The 15319-nt window shown below is 70.1% G+C and carries 11 protein-coding genes and 2 riboswitches; of the genes, 7 read left to right on the top strand and 4 right to left on the bottom strand.

Annotated features, from left to right (window positions below):
- Positions 1–10 precede the first annotated feature (10 nt).
- The 4 genes from PV762_RS17855 to gcvT all read right to left on the bottom strand — a co-directional run bounded on the left by PV762_RS17855 (position 11) and on the right by gcvT (position 6169).
- Positions 11–1402 (bottom strand): L-serine ammonia-lyase, encoded by a 1392-nt coding sequence (locus PV762_RS17855; RefSeq protein WP_421036353.1) that lies wholly within the window; start codon positions 1400–1402, stop codon positions 11–13.
- Positions 1403–1581: 179 nt separating this feature from the next.
- Positions 1582–4467 (bottom strand): aminomethyl-transferring glycine dehydrogenase, encoded by a 2886-nt coding sequence (gene gcvP / locus PV762_RS17850; RefSeq protein ID WP_421036352.1) that lies wholly within the window; start codon positions 4465–4467, stop codon positions 1582–1584.
- Positions 4468–4553: 86 nt separating this feature from the next.
- On the bottom strand, positions 4554–4925 hold the full coding sequence (gene gcvH / locus PV762_RS17845; protein WP_421036351.1) for a glycine cleavage system protein GcvH: 372 nt from the start codon (positions 4923–4925) through the stop codon (positions 4554–4556).
- 98 nt (positions 4926–5023) lie between these two features.
- Positions 5024–6169: a glycine cleavage system aminomethyltransferase GcvT gene (gene gcvT, locus PV762_RS17840; RefSeq protein WP_421036350.1), complete on the bottom strand. Its 1146-nt coding sequence runs from the start codon at positions 6167–6169 to the stop codon at positions 5024–5026.
- 65 nt (positions 6170–6234) lie between these two features.
- A riboswitch (glycine riboswitch) is annotated at positions 6235–6354 on the bottom strand.
- A gap of 10 nt (positions 6355–6364) precedes the next feature.
- Positions 6365–6468, bottom strand: a riboswitch (glycine riboswitch).
- A 100-nt stretch (positions 6469–6568) separates the two neighbouring features.
- Between gcvT and PV762_RS17835 the strand changes: the two genes are divergently transcribed.
- From PV762_RS17835 to PV762_RS17805, 7 genes are all read left to right on the top strand, one after another.
- Positions 6569–7516 (top strand): hypothetical protein, encoded by a 948-nt coding sequence (locus PV762_RS17835; protein ID WP_421036349.1) that lies wholly within the window; start codon positions 6569–6571, stop codon positions 7514–7516.
- A 50-nt stretch (positions 7517–7566) separates the two neighbouring features.
- Positions 7567–8226 carry a response regulator gene (locus PV762_RS17830; RefSeq protein WP_297524135.1) on the top strand — a complete coding sequence of 220 codons (660 nt, stop codon included), beginning with the start codon at positions 7567–7569 and terminating at the stop codon, positions 8224–8226.
- On the top strand, positions 8223–9641 hold the full coding sequence (locus PV762_RS17825; RefSeq protein ID WP_421036348.1) for an ATP-binding protein: 1419 nt from the start codon (positions 8223–8225) through the stop codon (positions 9639–9641). Before PV762_RS17830 ends, PV762_RS17825 begins: the two co-directional genes overlap by 4 nt.
- A gap of 135 nt (positions 9642–9776) precedes the next feature.
- Positions 9777–11381 carry a DegQ family serine endoprotease gene (locus tag PV762_RS17820; RefSeq protein ID WP_421036347.1) on the top strand — a complete coding sequence of 535 codons (1605 nt, stop codon included), beginning with the start codon at positions 9777–9779 and terminating at the stop codon, positions 11379–11381.
- A 308-nt stretch (positions 11382–11689) separates the two neighbouring features.
- Positions 11690–12385 (top strand): hypothetical protein, encoded by a 696-nt coding sequence (locus tag PV762_RS17815; protein ID WP_421036346.1) that lies wholly within the window; start codon positions 11690–11692, stop codon positions 12383–12385.
- A 74-nt stretch (positions 12386–12459) separates the two neighbouring features.
- Positions 12460–13410 carry a site-specific tyrosine recombinase XerD gene (gene xerD, locus PV762_RS17810; protein ID WP_421036345.1) on the top strand — a complete coding sequence of 317 codons (951 nt, stop codon included), beginning with the start codon at positions 12460–12462 and terminating at the stop codon, positions 13408–13410.
- A gap of 121 nt (positions 13411–13531) precedes the next feature.
- Positions 13532–15319, top strand: a 1788-nt coding sequence (locus PV762_RS17805; protein WP_421036344.1) for a hypothetical protein, incomplete at its 3' end; no start/stop codon positions are given.

Genomic DNA, 15319 nt, shown 5'->3' with positions numbered 1-15319 from the left:
CGGCGGCGTGTCAGCACTCGACAATGTTCACCGCGAGACCGCCCCGGGCGGTCTCCTTGTATTTGGTCATCATGTCGGCGCCGGTCTCGCGCATGGTCTTGATGACCTTGTCCAGGCTGACGTGGTGCGTGCCGTCGCCCCGCAGCGCCATCCGCGCCGCGTTGATGGCCTTGACCGACGCGATCGCGTTGCGCTCGATGCAGGGGATCTGCACCAGGCCGCCCACCGGATCGCAGGTCAGCCCCAGGTGGTGCTCCATGCCGATCTCGGCCGCGTTCTCGGTCTGCGCCGGCGTGCCGCCCATCACCGCGCACAGCGCCGCGGCCGCCATCGAGCAGGCCACGCCCACTTCGCCCTGGCAGCCGACCTCCGCGCCCGAGATCGACGCGTTCTCCTTGTAAAGGATGCCGATCGCCGCGGCCGTCAGCAGGAAGTCGACGATGCCGTCCTCATTGGCCGAATGGACGAAGCGCGCGTAGTAATGCAGCACCGCCGGCACGATGCCAGCCGCGCCGTTGGTCGGCGCCGTCACGACGCGGCCGCCGGCGGCGTTCTCCTCGTTGACGGCCAGCGCGTAGAGGTTGACCCAGTCCATCACCTGCAGCGGATCGCGCAGCGCGGCCTCGGGATGCGCGATCAGGTCGCGGTACAGCGCGGCCGAACGGCGCTTCACCTTGAAACCGCCGGGCAGGATGCCCTCGGTGCGGCAGCCGCGCTGGACGCAGTCCTGCATCACCTGCCAGATCTTCAGCAGACCGGCGCGGGTCTCCTCGTCGGTGCGCCAGTGGCGCTCGTTGCGACGCATGATTTCGGCGATGGAGCAGCCTTCCTTCTCCGTCAGCTCGAGCAGCTCCGCGCCCGACTTGAAGGGGTAGGGCAGCACGGTGGTGTCCGGCGCGATCTGCTTCTGCTTGCTGCCGTCGGCCAGCACTTCCTCGCTGACGACGAAACCGCCGCCCACCGAGTAGTACACGCGGTTCTGGATCTCGTTGCCCTCGGCGTCGTAGGCGATCAGCCGCATGCCGTTGGCGTGCAGCGGCAGGCTCTGGCGGCGGTACATGACGAGGTCGCGCGCCTCGTCGAAGGCCACGACCTGGTCGCCGCCCAGCGCGATGCGCTTGTCGTTGCGGATGCCGTCGAGGATGCCGGGAATCGACTCGATGTCGACGGTGTCGGGCTCGTGCCCGGCCAGGCCGAGCAGCACCGCCTTGTCGGAGCCGTGACCCTTGCCGGTCGCCCCGAGCGACCCGTACAGCGCCGTGGCGACGCGCACGGTGCGATCGAGCACGCCCTCATGCCGCAGGCGCTGCACGAACATGCGCGCCGCGCGCATCGGGCCGACGGTGTGCGAGCTCGACGGCCCGATGCCGATCTTGAACAGGTCGAAGACGGAGACTGCCATGGCGGACCTCGAAGTGGATCCCGCTCCTCCGACGTCTGCGTGGGGCAGGGGGTCGGTGGAGGAGGGGGATGGGGCCCTGTTTTCGGAAGTATTAGGAGGAGGCCGCGGCGCGGCCGGGGGACATGGAGAAAACAGGGCCCCATCTCCCTCCTCGTGCTAGGCGATACGAACGAAAGCGATCACTCGTAGTCGGACAGCGGCGGGCAGCTGCAGACCAGATTGCGGTCGCCGTACACGTTGTCCACGCGGCCGACCGGCGACCAGTACTTGACGTGGCGCAATGCGGACACCGGGTAGGCGGCGTCGTCGCGGCTGTAGCCGTGGGCCCACTCGGTCTTGAGCAGGCTTTCTGCCGTGTGTGGCGCATTGACCAGCGGGTTGTCCGTCTTGGACCAGGCGCCGGACTCGACCTTCGCGATCTCCTCGCGGATCTGGATCATCGCGGCGATGAAGCGGTCCAGCTCGAACTTCGATTCGCTCTCGGTCGGTTCGACCATCAGCGTGCCCGCGACCGGGAACGACAGCGTCGGCGCGTGGAAGCCGTAGTCGATCAGGCGCTTGGCGACGTCTTCGGCGGAGATGCCCGAGCTGTCCTTCAGCGGACGCAGGTCCAGGATGCACTCGTGGGCCACGCCGCCGCCCTTGACGCCGTCGATGTTGCCGCTGAAGTGGATGTCGTAGTGGTCGGACAGGCGCGCGGCCACGTAGTTCGCCGACAGGATGGCGGTCTCGGTCGCGGCCTTGAGGCCGACCTCGCCCATCATGCGGATGTACATCCACGAGATCGGCAGCACGGCCGCGTTGCCCAGCGGCGCGGCGGAAACGGCGCCGATGGCGGTCTTCTCGCCCAGGCCGGCCGAGCGGTGCGCCGGCAGGAAGGGCACGAGGTCTTCGACCACGCAGACCGGGCCGACACCCGGGCCGCCGCCGCCGTGCGGGATGCAGAAGGTCTTGTGCAGGTTCAGGTGGGAGACGTCGCCGCCGAACTGACCCGGCGCGGCGATGCCGACCAGCGCGTTCATGTTGGCGCCGTCGACGTACACGCGGCCGCCGTGTTCATGCACCAGCGCGCAGATCTCCTTGACGTGCGTGTCGAACACGCCGTACGTCGAGGGGTAGGTGATCATGATCGCGGCCAGGTTGGCGCTGTGCTGCTCGCACTTGGCCTTCAGGTCGGCCAGGTCGATGTTGCCTTCCTTGTCGCACTTGGTGACCACGACCTGCATCCCCACCATCTGCGCGGAGGCCGGATTGGTGCCGTGCGCCGACTCCGGGATCAGGCAGATCTTGCGGTGCGCGTCGCCGCGCGACTCGTGCCAGGCCTTGATGATCAGCAGGCCGGCGTACTCGCCCTGCGAGCCGGCGTTGGGCTGCAGCGAGACGCCCGCGTAGCCGGTCGCCTGGCACAGCCAGGCGGTGAGCTGCTGGTCGAGCTGCGCGTAGCCCTGCAGCTGGCTCTGCGGCGCGAAGGGATGCACCTGCGCGAATTCGGGCCAGGTGATGGGGATCATCTCGCTGGTCGCGTTGAGCTTCATCGTGCACGAGCCCAGCGGGATCATGCTGCGGTCCAGCGCCAGGTCCTTGTCGGAGAGCAGGCGGATGTAGCGCAGCATCTCCGTCTCGGAGTGGTGGATGTTGAAGATCGGGTGCGTCAGGTAGGCGCTGGTGCGCGACAGCGCGCCGGGGATCAGCGTCGAGGCCGAAGCGCCGGCGAAGGCGTCCGCCACCGGCTTGCCTTCGGCGAAGACCGTCAGCAGCGCCTGCAGGTCGGCGCGGGTGGTCGTCTCGTCGAGCGTCAGGCTGATGCTGTCTTCGCCGGCCTGGCGCAGGTTCATGCCGGCGGCGACGGCGGCGGCCAGCACCGGACCGGTGTGCGCGCCGGTCTTCACGTGCAGCGTGTCGAAGGCGGTCTCGTGCACCAGCGTCAGGCCCAGTGCCTTCAGCCCCCGCGCCAGCACGGCGGTGTAGGCGGCGACGCGTTGCGCGATGCGCTTCAGGCCTTGCGGACCGTGGTAGACCACGTACATGCTGGCCACGACGGCCGGCAGCACCTGCGCGGTACAGATGTTGGACGTGGCCTTCTCGCGGCGGATGTGCTGCTCGCGGGTCTGCAGCGACAGGCGATAGGCGGGCTTGCCGTGCGAATCGACGGACACCCCGACCAGGCGGCCCGGCAGCGAGCGCTTGAACTCGTCGCGGCAGGCCATGTAGGCCGCATGCGGGCCGCCGGCGCCCATGGGCATGCCGAAGCGCTGCGTGGTGCCCACGGCGATGTCGGCGCCTTGCTCGCCGGGCGACGCGATCAGCGTCAGCGCCAGCAGGTCGGCGGCAGCCACCAGCAGGCCGCCTTGCGCGTGCACCGCGTCGGCGATCGCCTGCAGCGGGCGCACCACGCCGGTCACGCCGGGATACTGCACCAGCGCGCCGAAGCACTCGGCCTTGCCGGCGTCCTCGGCCTTGCCGACCTTGACGGTGATCCCCAGCGGCTCGGCGCGCGTGCGCACGACTTCCAGCGTCTGCGGCAGCACGTCGTCGGCGACGAAGAACACCTGGCTCTTGCTCTTGCCCATGCGCGCGGCCAGCGTCATGCCTTCGGCGGCGGCGGTGGCCTCGTCCAGCATGGACGCGTTGGCGATGGCCATGCCGGTCAGGTCGCAGACCATGGTCTGGAAGTTGACCAGCGCTTCCATGCGGCCTTGCGAGATCTCGGCCTGGTAGGGCGTGTAGGCGGTGTACCAGGCGGGGTTCTCGAGGATGTTGCGCAGGATCACGCCCGGCGTGATGGTGCCGTGGTAACCCTGGCCGATGAAGCTCTTCAGGATCTGGTTTCTGCCCGCGATGGTCTTCAGCTCGGCCAGCGCCTGCGCTTCCGTCACCGCGTCCGGCAGGTCCATCTTCGCGGCGCGCTTGATGGCGGCCGGGACGATGGCGTCGATCAGCGACGCGCGCGACGCGGCGCCGATGGCCGACAGCATCAGCGTCTCGTCATGGGCGTCGGGACCGATGTGACGGGCGTGGAACTCGGCGGCGTTTTCGAGTTCGGCGAACGAGGGCAGGGCGGACATGGCGGGGCGATCCTGGAGAGGTGTATTCATTGCCGGGCGCGATCACGCGCCCGGCGGTGACCCGGAGGTCATCGGGGCGGGCCCGATCAGCTGTTTTTGACCAGCTCGTCGTAAGCGGTCGTGTCCATCAGGCTGTCCAGCTCCGACGGATCGGACAGCTTGACCTTGAAGAACCAGCCGGCCTTGAGCGGGTCGGTGTTGGCCAGCGACGGGTCGTCGCGCAGGGCTTCGTTGACTTCCACGATCTCGCCGGAGACCGGTGCGTAGACGTCGGCGGCGGCCTTGACCGACTCGACCACGCCGGCCACTTCCTTGGCGGCGAAGGACTTGCCCACGTCGGGCAGGTCCACGAACACGACGTCGCCCAGCGCGTCCTGCGCATGGACCGTGATGCCCACGGTGGCGATGCCGTCGGTGGTGTCGACCCACTCGTGGTCGGACGTGTACTTGATGCTCATGGAAGGCTCCGTGCTACCTGATGGTTGCGGAAGGTTGAAAGGGGAAAACGAGATTCCGCGTGATGCCGCGCGACCCGGGGACACCCCGGCTTCGCGGATCAGCCGCGGAAGTATCCGTTGGGCGTGAACGGCGTGGAAGAGACCGTCATCGGGGTGCGCTTGCCGCGGACCTCGGCGAAGAGTTCGGTGCCGAGCGCGGCGTAGGGCGTCTGGACGTAGGCCAGCGCCACCGGCTTGCCGACGGTCGGTCCCAGGGTGCCGCTGGTGACGACGCCGATCTCCGCGCCGTCGGCGTTGACGAGCCTGGCGCCTTCGCGCACCGGCATGCGTTCCGGGCTCACGAGGCCCACGCGCTTGCGCGCGGCGCCTTCGGCGAATTGCTTGTCGATGACCGCCGCGCCCGGATAACCGCCCGCGCGGGCGCCGCCGGCGCGACGCACCTTCTGGATCGCCCAGGTCAGCGAGGCTTCGACCGGGGTGGTGGTGGTGTCGATGTCATGGCCGTACAGGCACAGGCCGGCTTCCAGGCGCAGCGAATCGCGCGCACCCAGGCCGATGGGCATCACTTCGGGCTGGGCCAGCAGCTTGCGGGCCAGATCCACGGACCGGTCGGCGGGGACCGAGATCTCGTAGCCGTCCTCGCCGGTGTAGCCCGAACGGGTCACGAAGGTGGGGATGCCGTCCAGATCGAAGAAGCCGCCGGTCATGAAGACCAGCTTGGCCACGTCGGCGTTCAGGCGCGACAGCGCCGTCACCGCCTGCGGGCCCTGCAGCGCCAGCAGCGCCTGGTCCGGCAGCGGACGCACCTCGCAGCGGCCCGACAGATGCTTCCGCATGTGGGCGATGTCCTGGTCGCGGCAGCCGGCGTTGACCACCACGAACAGACCGTCGGTCCGGCGCGCGACCATCAGGTCGTCGAGGATGCCGCCGTCGTCGGCGGTGAAGAGCGCGTAGCGCTGCTTGAACATCCCGAGATCGGCGATGTCGACGGGGACCAGCGTTTCCAGCGCGGCCGCGGCATCGTCGCCGACCAGCAGCACCTGGCCCATGTGGGACACGTCGAAGAGACCGGCCTTCGTGCGGGTGTGCTTGTGCTCGGCCATCACGCCGGCGGGGTACTGGACCGGCATGTCGTAGCCGGCGAAGGGCACCATCTTGGCGCCGAGTTCGACATGCAGCGCGTGCAGGGGGGTCTTGAGCAGGGGCGTGAGGGCCTGGGGATCGAGGTTCTGATCGGCGGACATGTCTGGCTCCGAGGGCATTCGTCATGACCACCCCGACTGTGAACCGGTCACGTCAAGGTGGGGGAGATGCCCTCGCTGTCCGCTTTACCTGAGAGATTGGCCGTCGGCGGTTGACCGGCGGCTTGCCCCTTCGGTGGACGGGCTCGACCGCAAGGTCCGCCCCGTCTCTCTCCAGTGAGGACGCCCGAAGTGTCGAGCGTTTCGTCAGTCCTTTTGCCTGAGCGTTCGCAGCGTGGGATCACCAGTGCCACTGCGCCTTCGGCGGCTCCCGCGAGGGAACTCTCTCCTGACAGGGGCGCATTGTAGTCATGGAATCGGTCCGCCTCGCGACCGCCTGGTTTACAGGTGCTCCGCGCCGTCATCTGCACACAGGGGGAGCGGCCCGATGGACGGGCAGGAATGGAAACCCTCGACATGCCGGTCATCTCATCGATCTTTTCGTTGTTCACGCGTTGCCTGGGCCTCGATGCCAAGGCCGACAGCCACGACCTGAAGTCTGCCTGGAGCGCCGCGAGGCGGGAGGGACCGGCGCCGGGCAGCAAGGAGGCGTTCGAGCGCCGGCGACTGCTGTCCCAGGGCGTGACCGCCTGGCGGGCCGCGCTGGGGCCGGTGGCCGGGCTGGAAGCCGGATCCCGATCCGGCGTGCTGCGCCGACCCGGCGATCCCTGGGCCATCGCCGCCGGACCCGGCGCGGGGCAGGACGGCGATCTGCTCGTGCGTCTGGCCGACGCAGTGCTGAACCAGGGGATCGGCGGCGTGGCCGTGCCGGTCCGCCAGGAACCCGATCCGAGGGTGGCGCCGGAGCACCGCTCGCTGGTCGAGCGCCTGCTCGGCGGGCCGTGCATGGTGGACCGGGAGCTCGCGGGCCATGGCCGGTTGCGGATCCGGACAGGGCCGCTGCCGGCGCCGCCGGGCCAGTTGCCGCGTGGGATCGAACTGACGATCGAGGTGGACGGTGAACTGCGCAGCAGGAAGTCCCTCTCCGTGCATGCGCTGCCGACCGGCAAGGCGGTCCGGTTCGCGAGCGGCCTGCGGGACGCCATCGCGCTGGCCAGGCGATGCCGCTCGCCGCGCGAGGACGCCGAGGACCATGACGGCCTGGCCGTGATCCATGAGCGCCAGCGGGACCTCGTCCAGATCCGCTGCGTGATCGAGCAGCTGCGTGCGGGGACATCGCCCAAGGAGGCGGGGGCAGGCTTTGCCGCCCGGCGCCGGAGAACGCCCTCGCCGGCGAAGGATCTGCCGCTGCCGCCGCCCCCACCGCTCCCGATCGCGCCGTCGCGCGACTGGCGCGCGCCCGCGGTCCTCGAGGCCGGCCCCGTGCGACGGCGCCCCGCGGACGCCTGACCGGCCGCTCGCGGCCGCGGTCGCCCCGGCGCGCGTGCACAATCGTGCCCATGCGACTCCTGCTGGTGGAAGACGACCTGATGATCGGCGAGCAGCTGCTCGAGCTGCTGCGTGCCGAGGGTTACGCCGTGGACTGGGTGCGTGACGGCGAGATCGCCGACACCGCGCTGCAGTCCCAGACCTACGACCTCGTGATCCTGGACCTGGGCCTGCCCCGGCGCGACGGCATGAGCGTGCTGCAGGCGCTGCGCGGTCGCAAGCAGGCGGTGCCGGTGCTGATCGCCACCGCGCGCGACGCCACCGCCCAGCGCGTCGCCGGGCTGGACGCCGGCGCGGACGACTACGTGCTCAAGCCTTTCGAGCTCGACGAACTCCTGGCCCGCATCCGCGCGCTGCTGCGCCGCGCCGCCGGCCGCGCGGAGCCGGTCTACGAGCACATGGGCGTCAGCATCAATCCCGCCACGCGCGAGGTCACCGCCAACGGCCATCCGGTCACGCTGTCCCAGCGGGAATGGGCCGTGCTGGAGCCGCTGCTCGCGCGTCCCGGCATGGTGCTCTCCCGCCAGCAGCTCGAGGAAAAGCTCTACGGCTGGAAAGATGAGATCAGCAGCAACGCCGTCGAGGTCTACATCCACGGCCTGCGCAAGAAACTGGGCGCAGAACTGATCCAGAATGTGCGCGGCGTGGGCTACCGCGTGCCCAAGGAATGACGCCCGGCCCGGGACGCCTCGGCCGGATGCGGCTGCAGCTGCTGCCGAGCTCGCTGCGCTACCGCCTGCTGCTGTTCCTGCTCGGCGCCGTGCTGACCGGCGCGCTCGCGCAGGGCATGAGCGCCTACCGCAACGCGCTGATGGAGACCGACGAGATCTTCGACTACCAGATGCAGCAGGTGGCGTTGTCGCTGCGCGCGGGCATGGGCACCGGCCTGCCGCTGCCGCTCGGCGAGGAACAGAGCATCGACCTGATCGTGCAGGTCTGGGGGTTGGACGGCACGCCGCTGTACCGCTCGGCCGGACCGGACTGGCTGCCCCAGCGCGCCGTGCTGGGTTTTTCCAACGTCGCGCTGCGCGGCAAGCGGTATCGCGTCTTCGCGGTGCAGGGGCGTTTCCAGGTCGTGCAGGTCGCGCAGGACATCGCCGTGCGGCAACGCATGGCCGGGCAGCTCGCGTGGCGCACCGTGCTGCCGACCGCGCTCATGCTGCCGATGCTGGCGCTGGTGGTGTGGTGGGTGGTGTCGCACTCGCTGGCGCCGCTGGAGCGCGTGCGCCAGCAGTTGTCGCGCCGCGCGGCGCAAGACCTGGCCCCCGTCGACGAGGAGGATGTGCCCGCCGAAGTCCTGCCGCTGGTCACCGAACTCAACGCGCTGCTGGATCGCGTGCGGCAGGCCTTCGAACAGCAGCAGCACTTCGTCGCCGACGCCGCCCACGAACTGCGCTCGCCGCTCGCGGCCCTGAAGCTCCAGCTGCAGTCCTTGCGGCGCGCGCCGGACGAGGGGGCGCGTGCGCAGGCCCTGGAGAAGCTCGGCCTGGGCATCGACCGGGCCTCCCATCTGATCGAGCAGCTGCTGGCGCTGGCGCGCCAGGACAGCGCCAAGGCGCAGGCGCCGGCGAAGCCGATCGCGCTGGACGAGCTGTGCCGCGACGCCGTCATCGACGGCGCGACGCTGGCGCAGGGCCGCGGCATCGACCTCGGCATGGAGCGCTGCGACGCGGCACTGGTCGACGGTCATCGCGAGGCGCTGACGATGCTGCTGCGCAATCTGCTCGACAACGGCCTCAAGTACGGCCGCAGCCGCGTTGACCTGAGCCTGGAGCGCAGCGGCGGCCAGGCGTTGCTGGTGGTCGAGGACGACGGCCCCGGCATTCCCGACGCCGAGCGCGGGCGCGTGTTCGACCGTTTCTACCGGTCCGAGTCCCAGGCCCAGCAGGCGCCGGGCAGCGGTCTCGGCCTGGCGCTGGTGCGCAGCATCGCCGACGACCATGGCGCCACGCTGCGCCTGGGACACAGCACGGCGCTCGGCGGATTGCGCGTCGAACTGTCGATGCCGCTCTCCCGCATCCCGCAGCCAGTGCCGCAGCCGGCGCTGCCGCCCTCCCCACCACCCCCTGTTCTCCCGCCGGCCTGAACCCGAAGGCGACGAGCGTCGGTGGGCCGGAATCTTTAAGAGCGACCTAAGCGAAGCTGCTCAAACTTCAGCCATCGAGTCGACGCCGGGGTCTCCCGCTCCGGTCGGCGGCTCCCAGTGAATCTGGAGGTTCAGATGGCTCAAGTGGAGAAGATGATTCCGGTGAAGAAACTCGTGTGGGCGCTGGCCGTGGCCGGTGTGTTCGGAGCCGCGGGCGGTGCGCTCGCGATGCGCAATGCGAAGCTGACGCCGGTCGCGCAGACCTCGGCGGAGGCCCCGACCGAGGGTGCGACGACGTCCGCGCCGACATCGAACGGCGACACGCAGGTCGCCGCCGTCGCGACGCCGCTGGCGAACGCCGCGGCGCCGGCCGCGAACTTCACGCCGCCGCCCGCCGGCATGCCCGACTTCGCGCAGATCGCCGCGGCGCAGGGCCCGGCAGTGGTCAACATCAGCGTGTCCGGCACCGTCAAGACGCGCGCCTCGCGCACGCCGCAGATCGATCCGGACGATCCCTTCTACGAGTTCTTCCGCCGCTTCGGCGTGCCGGGCATGCCAGGCGGTCCCAACGGGGGCGGACCCGGCGAAGGCGGCAGCCGCGAGGTCCGCGGCCAGGGCTCGGGCTTCATCGTCAGCGCCGACGGCGTGATCCTGACCAACGCCCATGTGGTGCAGGATGCGCAGGAAGTGGTCGTCAAGCTGACCGACCGCCGCGAGTACCGTGCCAAGGTGCTCGGCAGCGACAAGTCGACCGACGTGGCGGTGCTCAAGATCGAGGCCAGGAACCTGCCGACCGTCCGGATGGGCGCGACCAAGGACCTGCGCGTGGGCGAATGGGTGCTCGCGATCGGCTCGCCGTTCGGTTTCGAGAACAGCGTCAGCGCCGGCGTGATCAGCGCCAAGGGCCGCTCGCTGGGACCGGACGAGAGCCGCGTGCCCTTCCTGCAGACGGACGTGGCGATCAACCCCGGCAACTCCGGCGGTCCGCTGTTCAACGCGCGCGGCGAGGTGGTCGGCATCAACTCGCAGATCTACAGCGCGTCGGGCGGCTACCAGGGGCTGTCCTTCGCCATCCCCGTCGAGGTCGCCAACAAGGTGCGCCAGCAGATCGAGAAGGGCGGCAAGGTGCAGCACGCCAAGCTCGGCGTGATGGTGCAGGAGGTCAATCAGGGCTTCGCCGATTCCTTCAAGCTGGACCGCCCCGAGGGCGCGCTGGTCGCCAACGTCGAGGCCGACGGCCCGGCCGCCAAGGCGGGTCTCCGCTCGGGGGACGTGATCCTGGGCTTCAAGGGGCAGCGCATCGTGGCCAGCGGGGATCTGCCGGCGCTTGTGGACCAATCGCTGCCCGGCGACAAGGTCGACATCGAGATCTGGCGCGGCGGCAAGCGCGAGACGATCACCGCCACCCTCGGCGACGCCAACGAGAAGGGCGCCAGGCTCGCCAAGGGCGGCGACGCGGACGCGGACCATGCCAGGCTGGGCCTCGCCCTGCGGCCGCTGCAGCCCGAGGAGCGCCGCCAGCTCGGCACCCGCGACGGGCTGCTGATCCAGGAGGTCGGCGAGGGCAGCGCCGCGGCGCGTGCCGGCGTGCGTCCCGGCGACGTGCTGCTGGCCGTCAACGGCACCCCGGTGCAATCGCTCGACCAGGTCCGCAGCGCGGTCAAGGGCGCGGAGAAGTCCGTCGCGTTGCTTGTGCAGCGGGGGGGCGACAAGATCTTCGTGCCCGTGCGCATCGGCTGAGGCGCGTCCCCCGTCCCTCGGGACTTCCTTTCCTCCCAATCAACCGCTGCCTGTGGCGGTTGCTCCGTGGGGCCCGCGCGTGGTGGCGCGGGCCCCTTTTTTTCGACGGAACGGATGCCAAAAGTTGCCGGAGTTTTTGACGAGATCGTGGTTTGTCCGATGGTTCGGGAACAGGACGTCGGCGCGGGTTGACGAACGTGAACCATCGACAACGACGAGGTCCTCCGATGTCCGCCTCTCTTTCCTCCAGCTGTGGCGTCGCCGCCCTTCGCGCGGGCGCCCCCGCCTTCCAGGACGCGCAAGCCGCCTTGCGCATCAAGTTGCGACAAGCTCGTCAAGGACTCAAGCAGCCGCCTGCGGGAAGCCGGGTGGTCGTTCCCGCGGCCGTGTCCTCGCTGCCAGGTATCGTCCGGATCCCGCCGAAGACCGCGGCGCAGCCGGGTGAGGATCTGTTGCTCTGGATGGGCGACCGGGGGCGTGCGCGCCGCCTCGGGAAGAGCGTCCGGGCGCTGCTGCTGCAGTTGGCGCAGCCCGAGCCCGTGGTCTGGACGAAGCTCTGGCATACCCTGACCGTGAAGCGCGGCAGCGGCCTCATGACGCCGCTGGATGATGGATTGAGGTCGCAGCTGATTCCGCTCATCGGACGCATGCGCGTCGACTACCGGCATGTGCATGATCGGCGCGCAAGCTCGCTCGAGGAGCGCGACTTCGTGGTCCGTGCGTTGCGCCAGCACGCCGGGGAGGCGCTGCGCCAGATGGAGCGGGAAGAGATCGATCGCGTCGGCGTCGCGCTGCGCTCGGGACACAGCGTACTCGACACGGGGTTCGCCGCGCTGGAAGCGCGTCTGGCGGAATCCCTGCGCAAGGCGACGCACGGCATTCCCGGCGGCGAAGCGGCCCTGACGCGTTGCACACAGTCCGTGCTCGCGCTCAACTGCCTGAAGGAGGCGCTGCTACGGGCCGTGGCCGAGGCCACGCCGGAGCAGCCCGTCCGTCGGCGCTGAGCGGCGGATCGGGCCGTCCGTCCCGGTGCTTCCGGGGGTCTTGAGTGCCTCCCGGCGCTGGCATCATGCGCGACATGTCGTCGTCGCTCCCGTTGCCGTCCGCTTCCGAACCTGTCGTTCCCTCCGCCGTGCGTGAGCGCAGCCGTCGGGCGGTCGATGCCTTCATCGAGTCGCTCTGGATCGAGGAAGGCCTGTCCCGCAACACGCAGCTGGCCTATCGACGCGATCTGCAGCTGCTGGCCGACTGGCTGGCGCAGGAGCGGGACCGGTCGCTCGACCAGGTCGAGGAACTGGACCTGATGGGCTACGCCGCCGCCCGTCACGAGGGCGGCAAGGCGAGCTCGGCGAACCGGCGGCTCTCCGTCTTCAAGCGCTACTTCCGATGGGCGCTGCGCGAGCGCCGCATCGACCGCGACCCCACGCTCAAGCTGATCACGGCCAAGCAGCCGATGCGGGTCCCCAAGACGCTCTCGCAACAGCAGGTCGAGTCGCTGCTGGATGCGCCCGACGTCGGCACGGCGCAAGGGCTGCGCGACCGCGCGATGCTAGAGCTGATGTACGCCAGCGGACTGCGCGTCACCGAACTGGTGACGCTCAAGAGCGTGCACGTGGGCCTGCGCGAAGCCGTGCTGCGCGTGACCGGCAAGGGCGACAAGGAGCGGATGGTGCCCTTCGGCGAGGAGGCGCATGTCTGGCTGATGCGCTACCTGAAGGAGGCGCGCACGCAACTGCTGGGGGTGCGCGGCACCGACGACCTGTTCCTCAGCCGGTTCGGGCAGGCGATGACGCGGGAGAGCTTCTGGCGGATCGTCAAGAAGTACGCCCTCATCGCGGGGATCACGAGTCCGATCTCCCCGCACACGCTGCGGCATGCCTTCGCCACCCATCTGCTCAACCATGGCGCGGATCTGCGCGCGGTCCAGCTGTTGCTGGGCCATGCGGACCTGTCGACCACGCAGATCTACACGCATGTGGCGCGGGAGCGCCTCAAGCAGCTGCACGCGGCGCATCACCCGCGCGGGTGATGCCCGGCTGAAGGGCTGTCGCGACGGTGCGAACCCTCGATCCTGGTTGGCGCACAAATCCGCCACCTCTGATCCTCCGGAGCGCGACGCATGGTCCCGATGCGAAGCGCCCGCCGCTCGCATGTTCTTCCACACGCTCCCTTTCCAGCTTCCTCCGACGGGCCATCCGTGGGACGCGAGCCGGGCCACGCCGATGATGTCGTCGTCGGTCCACTGGCCGGACTTGTGCTGCCCGACGCGTCCGCCCGCCGATCTCCATCCGCAGCACATGCTGCCGCTGTCGGCCGCGCAGGTCGGCGGCTGGCTCGAACAGGTGGTGCCGCCGCGGCTCAACGCCGCGATGATGCCCATGGGCTTGCCGTCGCCGCACGGCTGGCCGGTCCCCGCCAGGGCCATGGCACCGATGCCTCCGGTGTTGCAGGGGGCGCTGCCCGTCCTGGGGCAGGGCATGAACGCCGCCCATGTGATCGGCGCCTTGCAGGGTCTGTGCGAGCGCAACGTCACCGACGTCGTGGTCGCGCATGGCGGGGGCCGGACGCTGCCGCCGCTGCTGGCGATGCTGGACCGGCCCGGCGCCGTCTGCCGTTGCGAACTGCCTTCGTCCGGCGGATGGGTGACCGGCTCGGTCGCCCGGCATCCCTTGCCGCAGGAGGACGGCCACTGGCTGATGGAAATCGAGCTGTCGCAGGCCGGCCGGCGCATGCAGTCGCAGTGGATCCGCGTGCACGAGGCCCGCGCCGATCCCCGTTCGCCGGAGAACTTCCATGGCGACATGGCACGCGTCTTCGAGGGATTCACGCAGCGTCTCGAACGGGGCGAGCACGCGCAGATGAGCACCTTCTGCGAGGACGGCGCGACCTGGTCGGGCGCGGCGATCGCGCTGATGCATGCGATGGGCCGCCAGCGCGAGCTCGATGCGGTGGCGCGCGATGTGGGCGATGTGGGTGCGCCGATGCCGACCTCGCACGACCGGGCGGTAGATCAGGCGCGCTTCCTCGAAGCGGCGCGGACCCATCGCGGTCCCGCCTTCGCGCAGGGTCAGGAGGGCTTGATCAATGCGGCAGCGGGGCGGATGAAGTCGCCTCCGGCCCACGCCGAATCGCCACTGCTGGATGCGCCGGTGCCTGCTGAGGGGCTCGCCGAGCTGCCCGAGCCGATGAAGCCGGTCGCTGCCCGACCCGCCGCGTCGGAGGCACAGGCGCCCGCCACGCAGCCCGCGCCACTCGAGCCGATCGTCGTCGTGCCTGTGGCACCGCGCAAGCGCGCGGCACCGCCGCCTCCTGACGCGCCGGTTGCCAAGAGGCTGGTCATCTCGGCGCACGCGCAGAAGCAGATCTGGGCGGAACGGCGCGCCATCCAGGAGCGCCTGGTGGACAGGTCGGCGCGCGCGCCGAAGACCCCGCTGCCGGATGTCGACGGCGGCGTGAAGACCGGACGCACCCGCCAGGAGGCGGCGGACCTGGAACGTGCGCTGGCGAAGGCGCGCAAGCACGCGATGCCCGCGACACCTGCGACACCTGCGATGCAGGACGCATCGCGCGCCCCGTCCATCCCGGACAAGCCATCGATCGCGGACCCCGCCGGCGTCGACGAATCCAGTGTGGTCCTGTCCTTGCTGTCGAAGGGTGAGCTGCCCGAGACGGAGGGACTCGATCCGACCCCGGCTCCGAAGGCACCAGGGGCCTTACGCCGTGCAGCGAGCGAACCCACGCTGGCTGGGAGCGCCTCCAGTGAGACGCCTGAGCCGCAGAGGACGGCGGCTTCGCTGCGCCATGCCGTGAGCGACTTTGAACTGCGATCCCGGCCGCCAGCGCTTGATCGCACGATCGCAGTCCTGGATCAGCGCATGCCGATCTTGTTCGACGCTTTGGTCGCCGCACCGCCCGGCGCCGGGGAGCGCTTCCTGGCG

The organism is Mitsuaria sp. CC2, from assembly GCF_048957715.1.
GTDB lineage: Bacteria > Pseudomonadota > Gammaproteobacteria > Burkholderiales > Burkholderiaceae_C > Roseateles.
Note: the sequence above shows the minus strand (reverse complement) of the source record. Positions and strands in the feature narration are given on the sequence as shown.

Bases quoted from the DNA above. Each gene is read 5' to 3' on its own strand.
- PV762_RS17820 (WP_421036347.1), top strand. From the start codon at position 9,777: ATGGCTCAAGTGGAGAAGATGATTCCGGTGAAGAAACTCGTGTGGGCG.
- gcvT (WP_421036350.1), bottom strand. From the start codon at position 6,169: ATGTCCGCCGATCAGAACCTCGATCCCCAGGCCCTCACGCCCCTGCTC.
- PV762_RS17830 (WP_297524135.1), top strand. From the start codon at position 7,567: ATGCGACTCCTGCTGGTGGAAGACGACCTGATGATCGGCGAGCAGCTG.
- PV762_RS17825 (WP_421036348.1), top strand. From the start codon at position 8,223: ATGACGCCCGGCCCGGGACGCCTCGGCCGGATGCGGCTGCAGCTGCTG.
- gcvH (WP_421036351.1), bottom strand. From the start codon at position 4,925: ATGAGCATCAAGTACACGTCCGACCACGAGTGGGTCGACACCACCGAC.
- PV762_RS17855 (WP_421036353.1), bottom strand. From the start codon at position 1,402: ATGGCAGTCTCCGTCTTCGACCTGTTCAAGATCGGCATCGGGCCGTCG.
- gcvP (WP_421036352.1), bottom strand. From the start codon at position 4,467: ATGTCCGCCCTGCCCTCGTTCGCCGAACTCGAAAACGCCGCCGAGTTC.
- PV762_RS17835 (WP_421036349.1), top strand. From the start codon at position 6,569: ATGGAAACCCTCGACATGCCGGTCATCTCATCGATCTTTTCGTTGTTC.
- xerD (WP_421036345.1), top strand. From the start codon at position 12,460: ATGTCGTCGTCGCTCCCGTTGCCGTCCGCTTCCGAACCTGTCGTTCCC.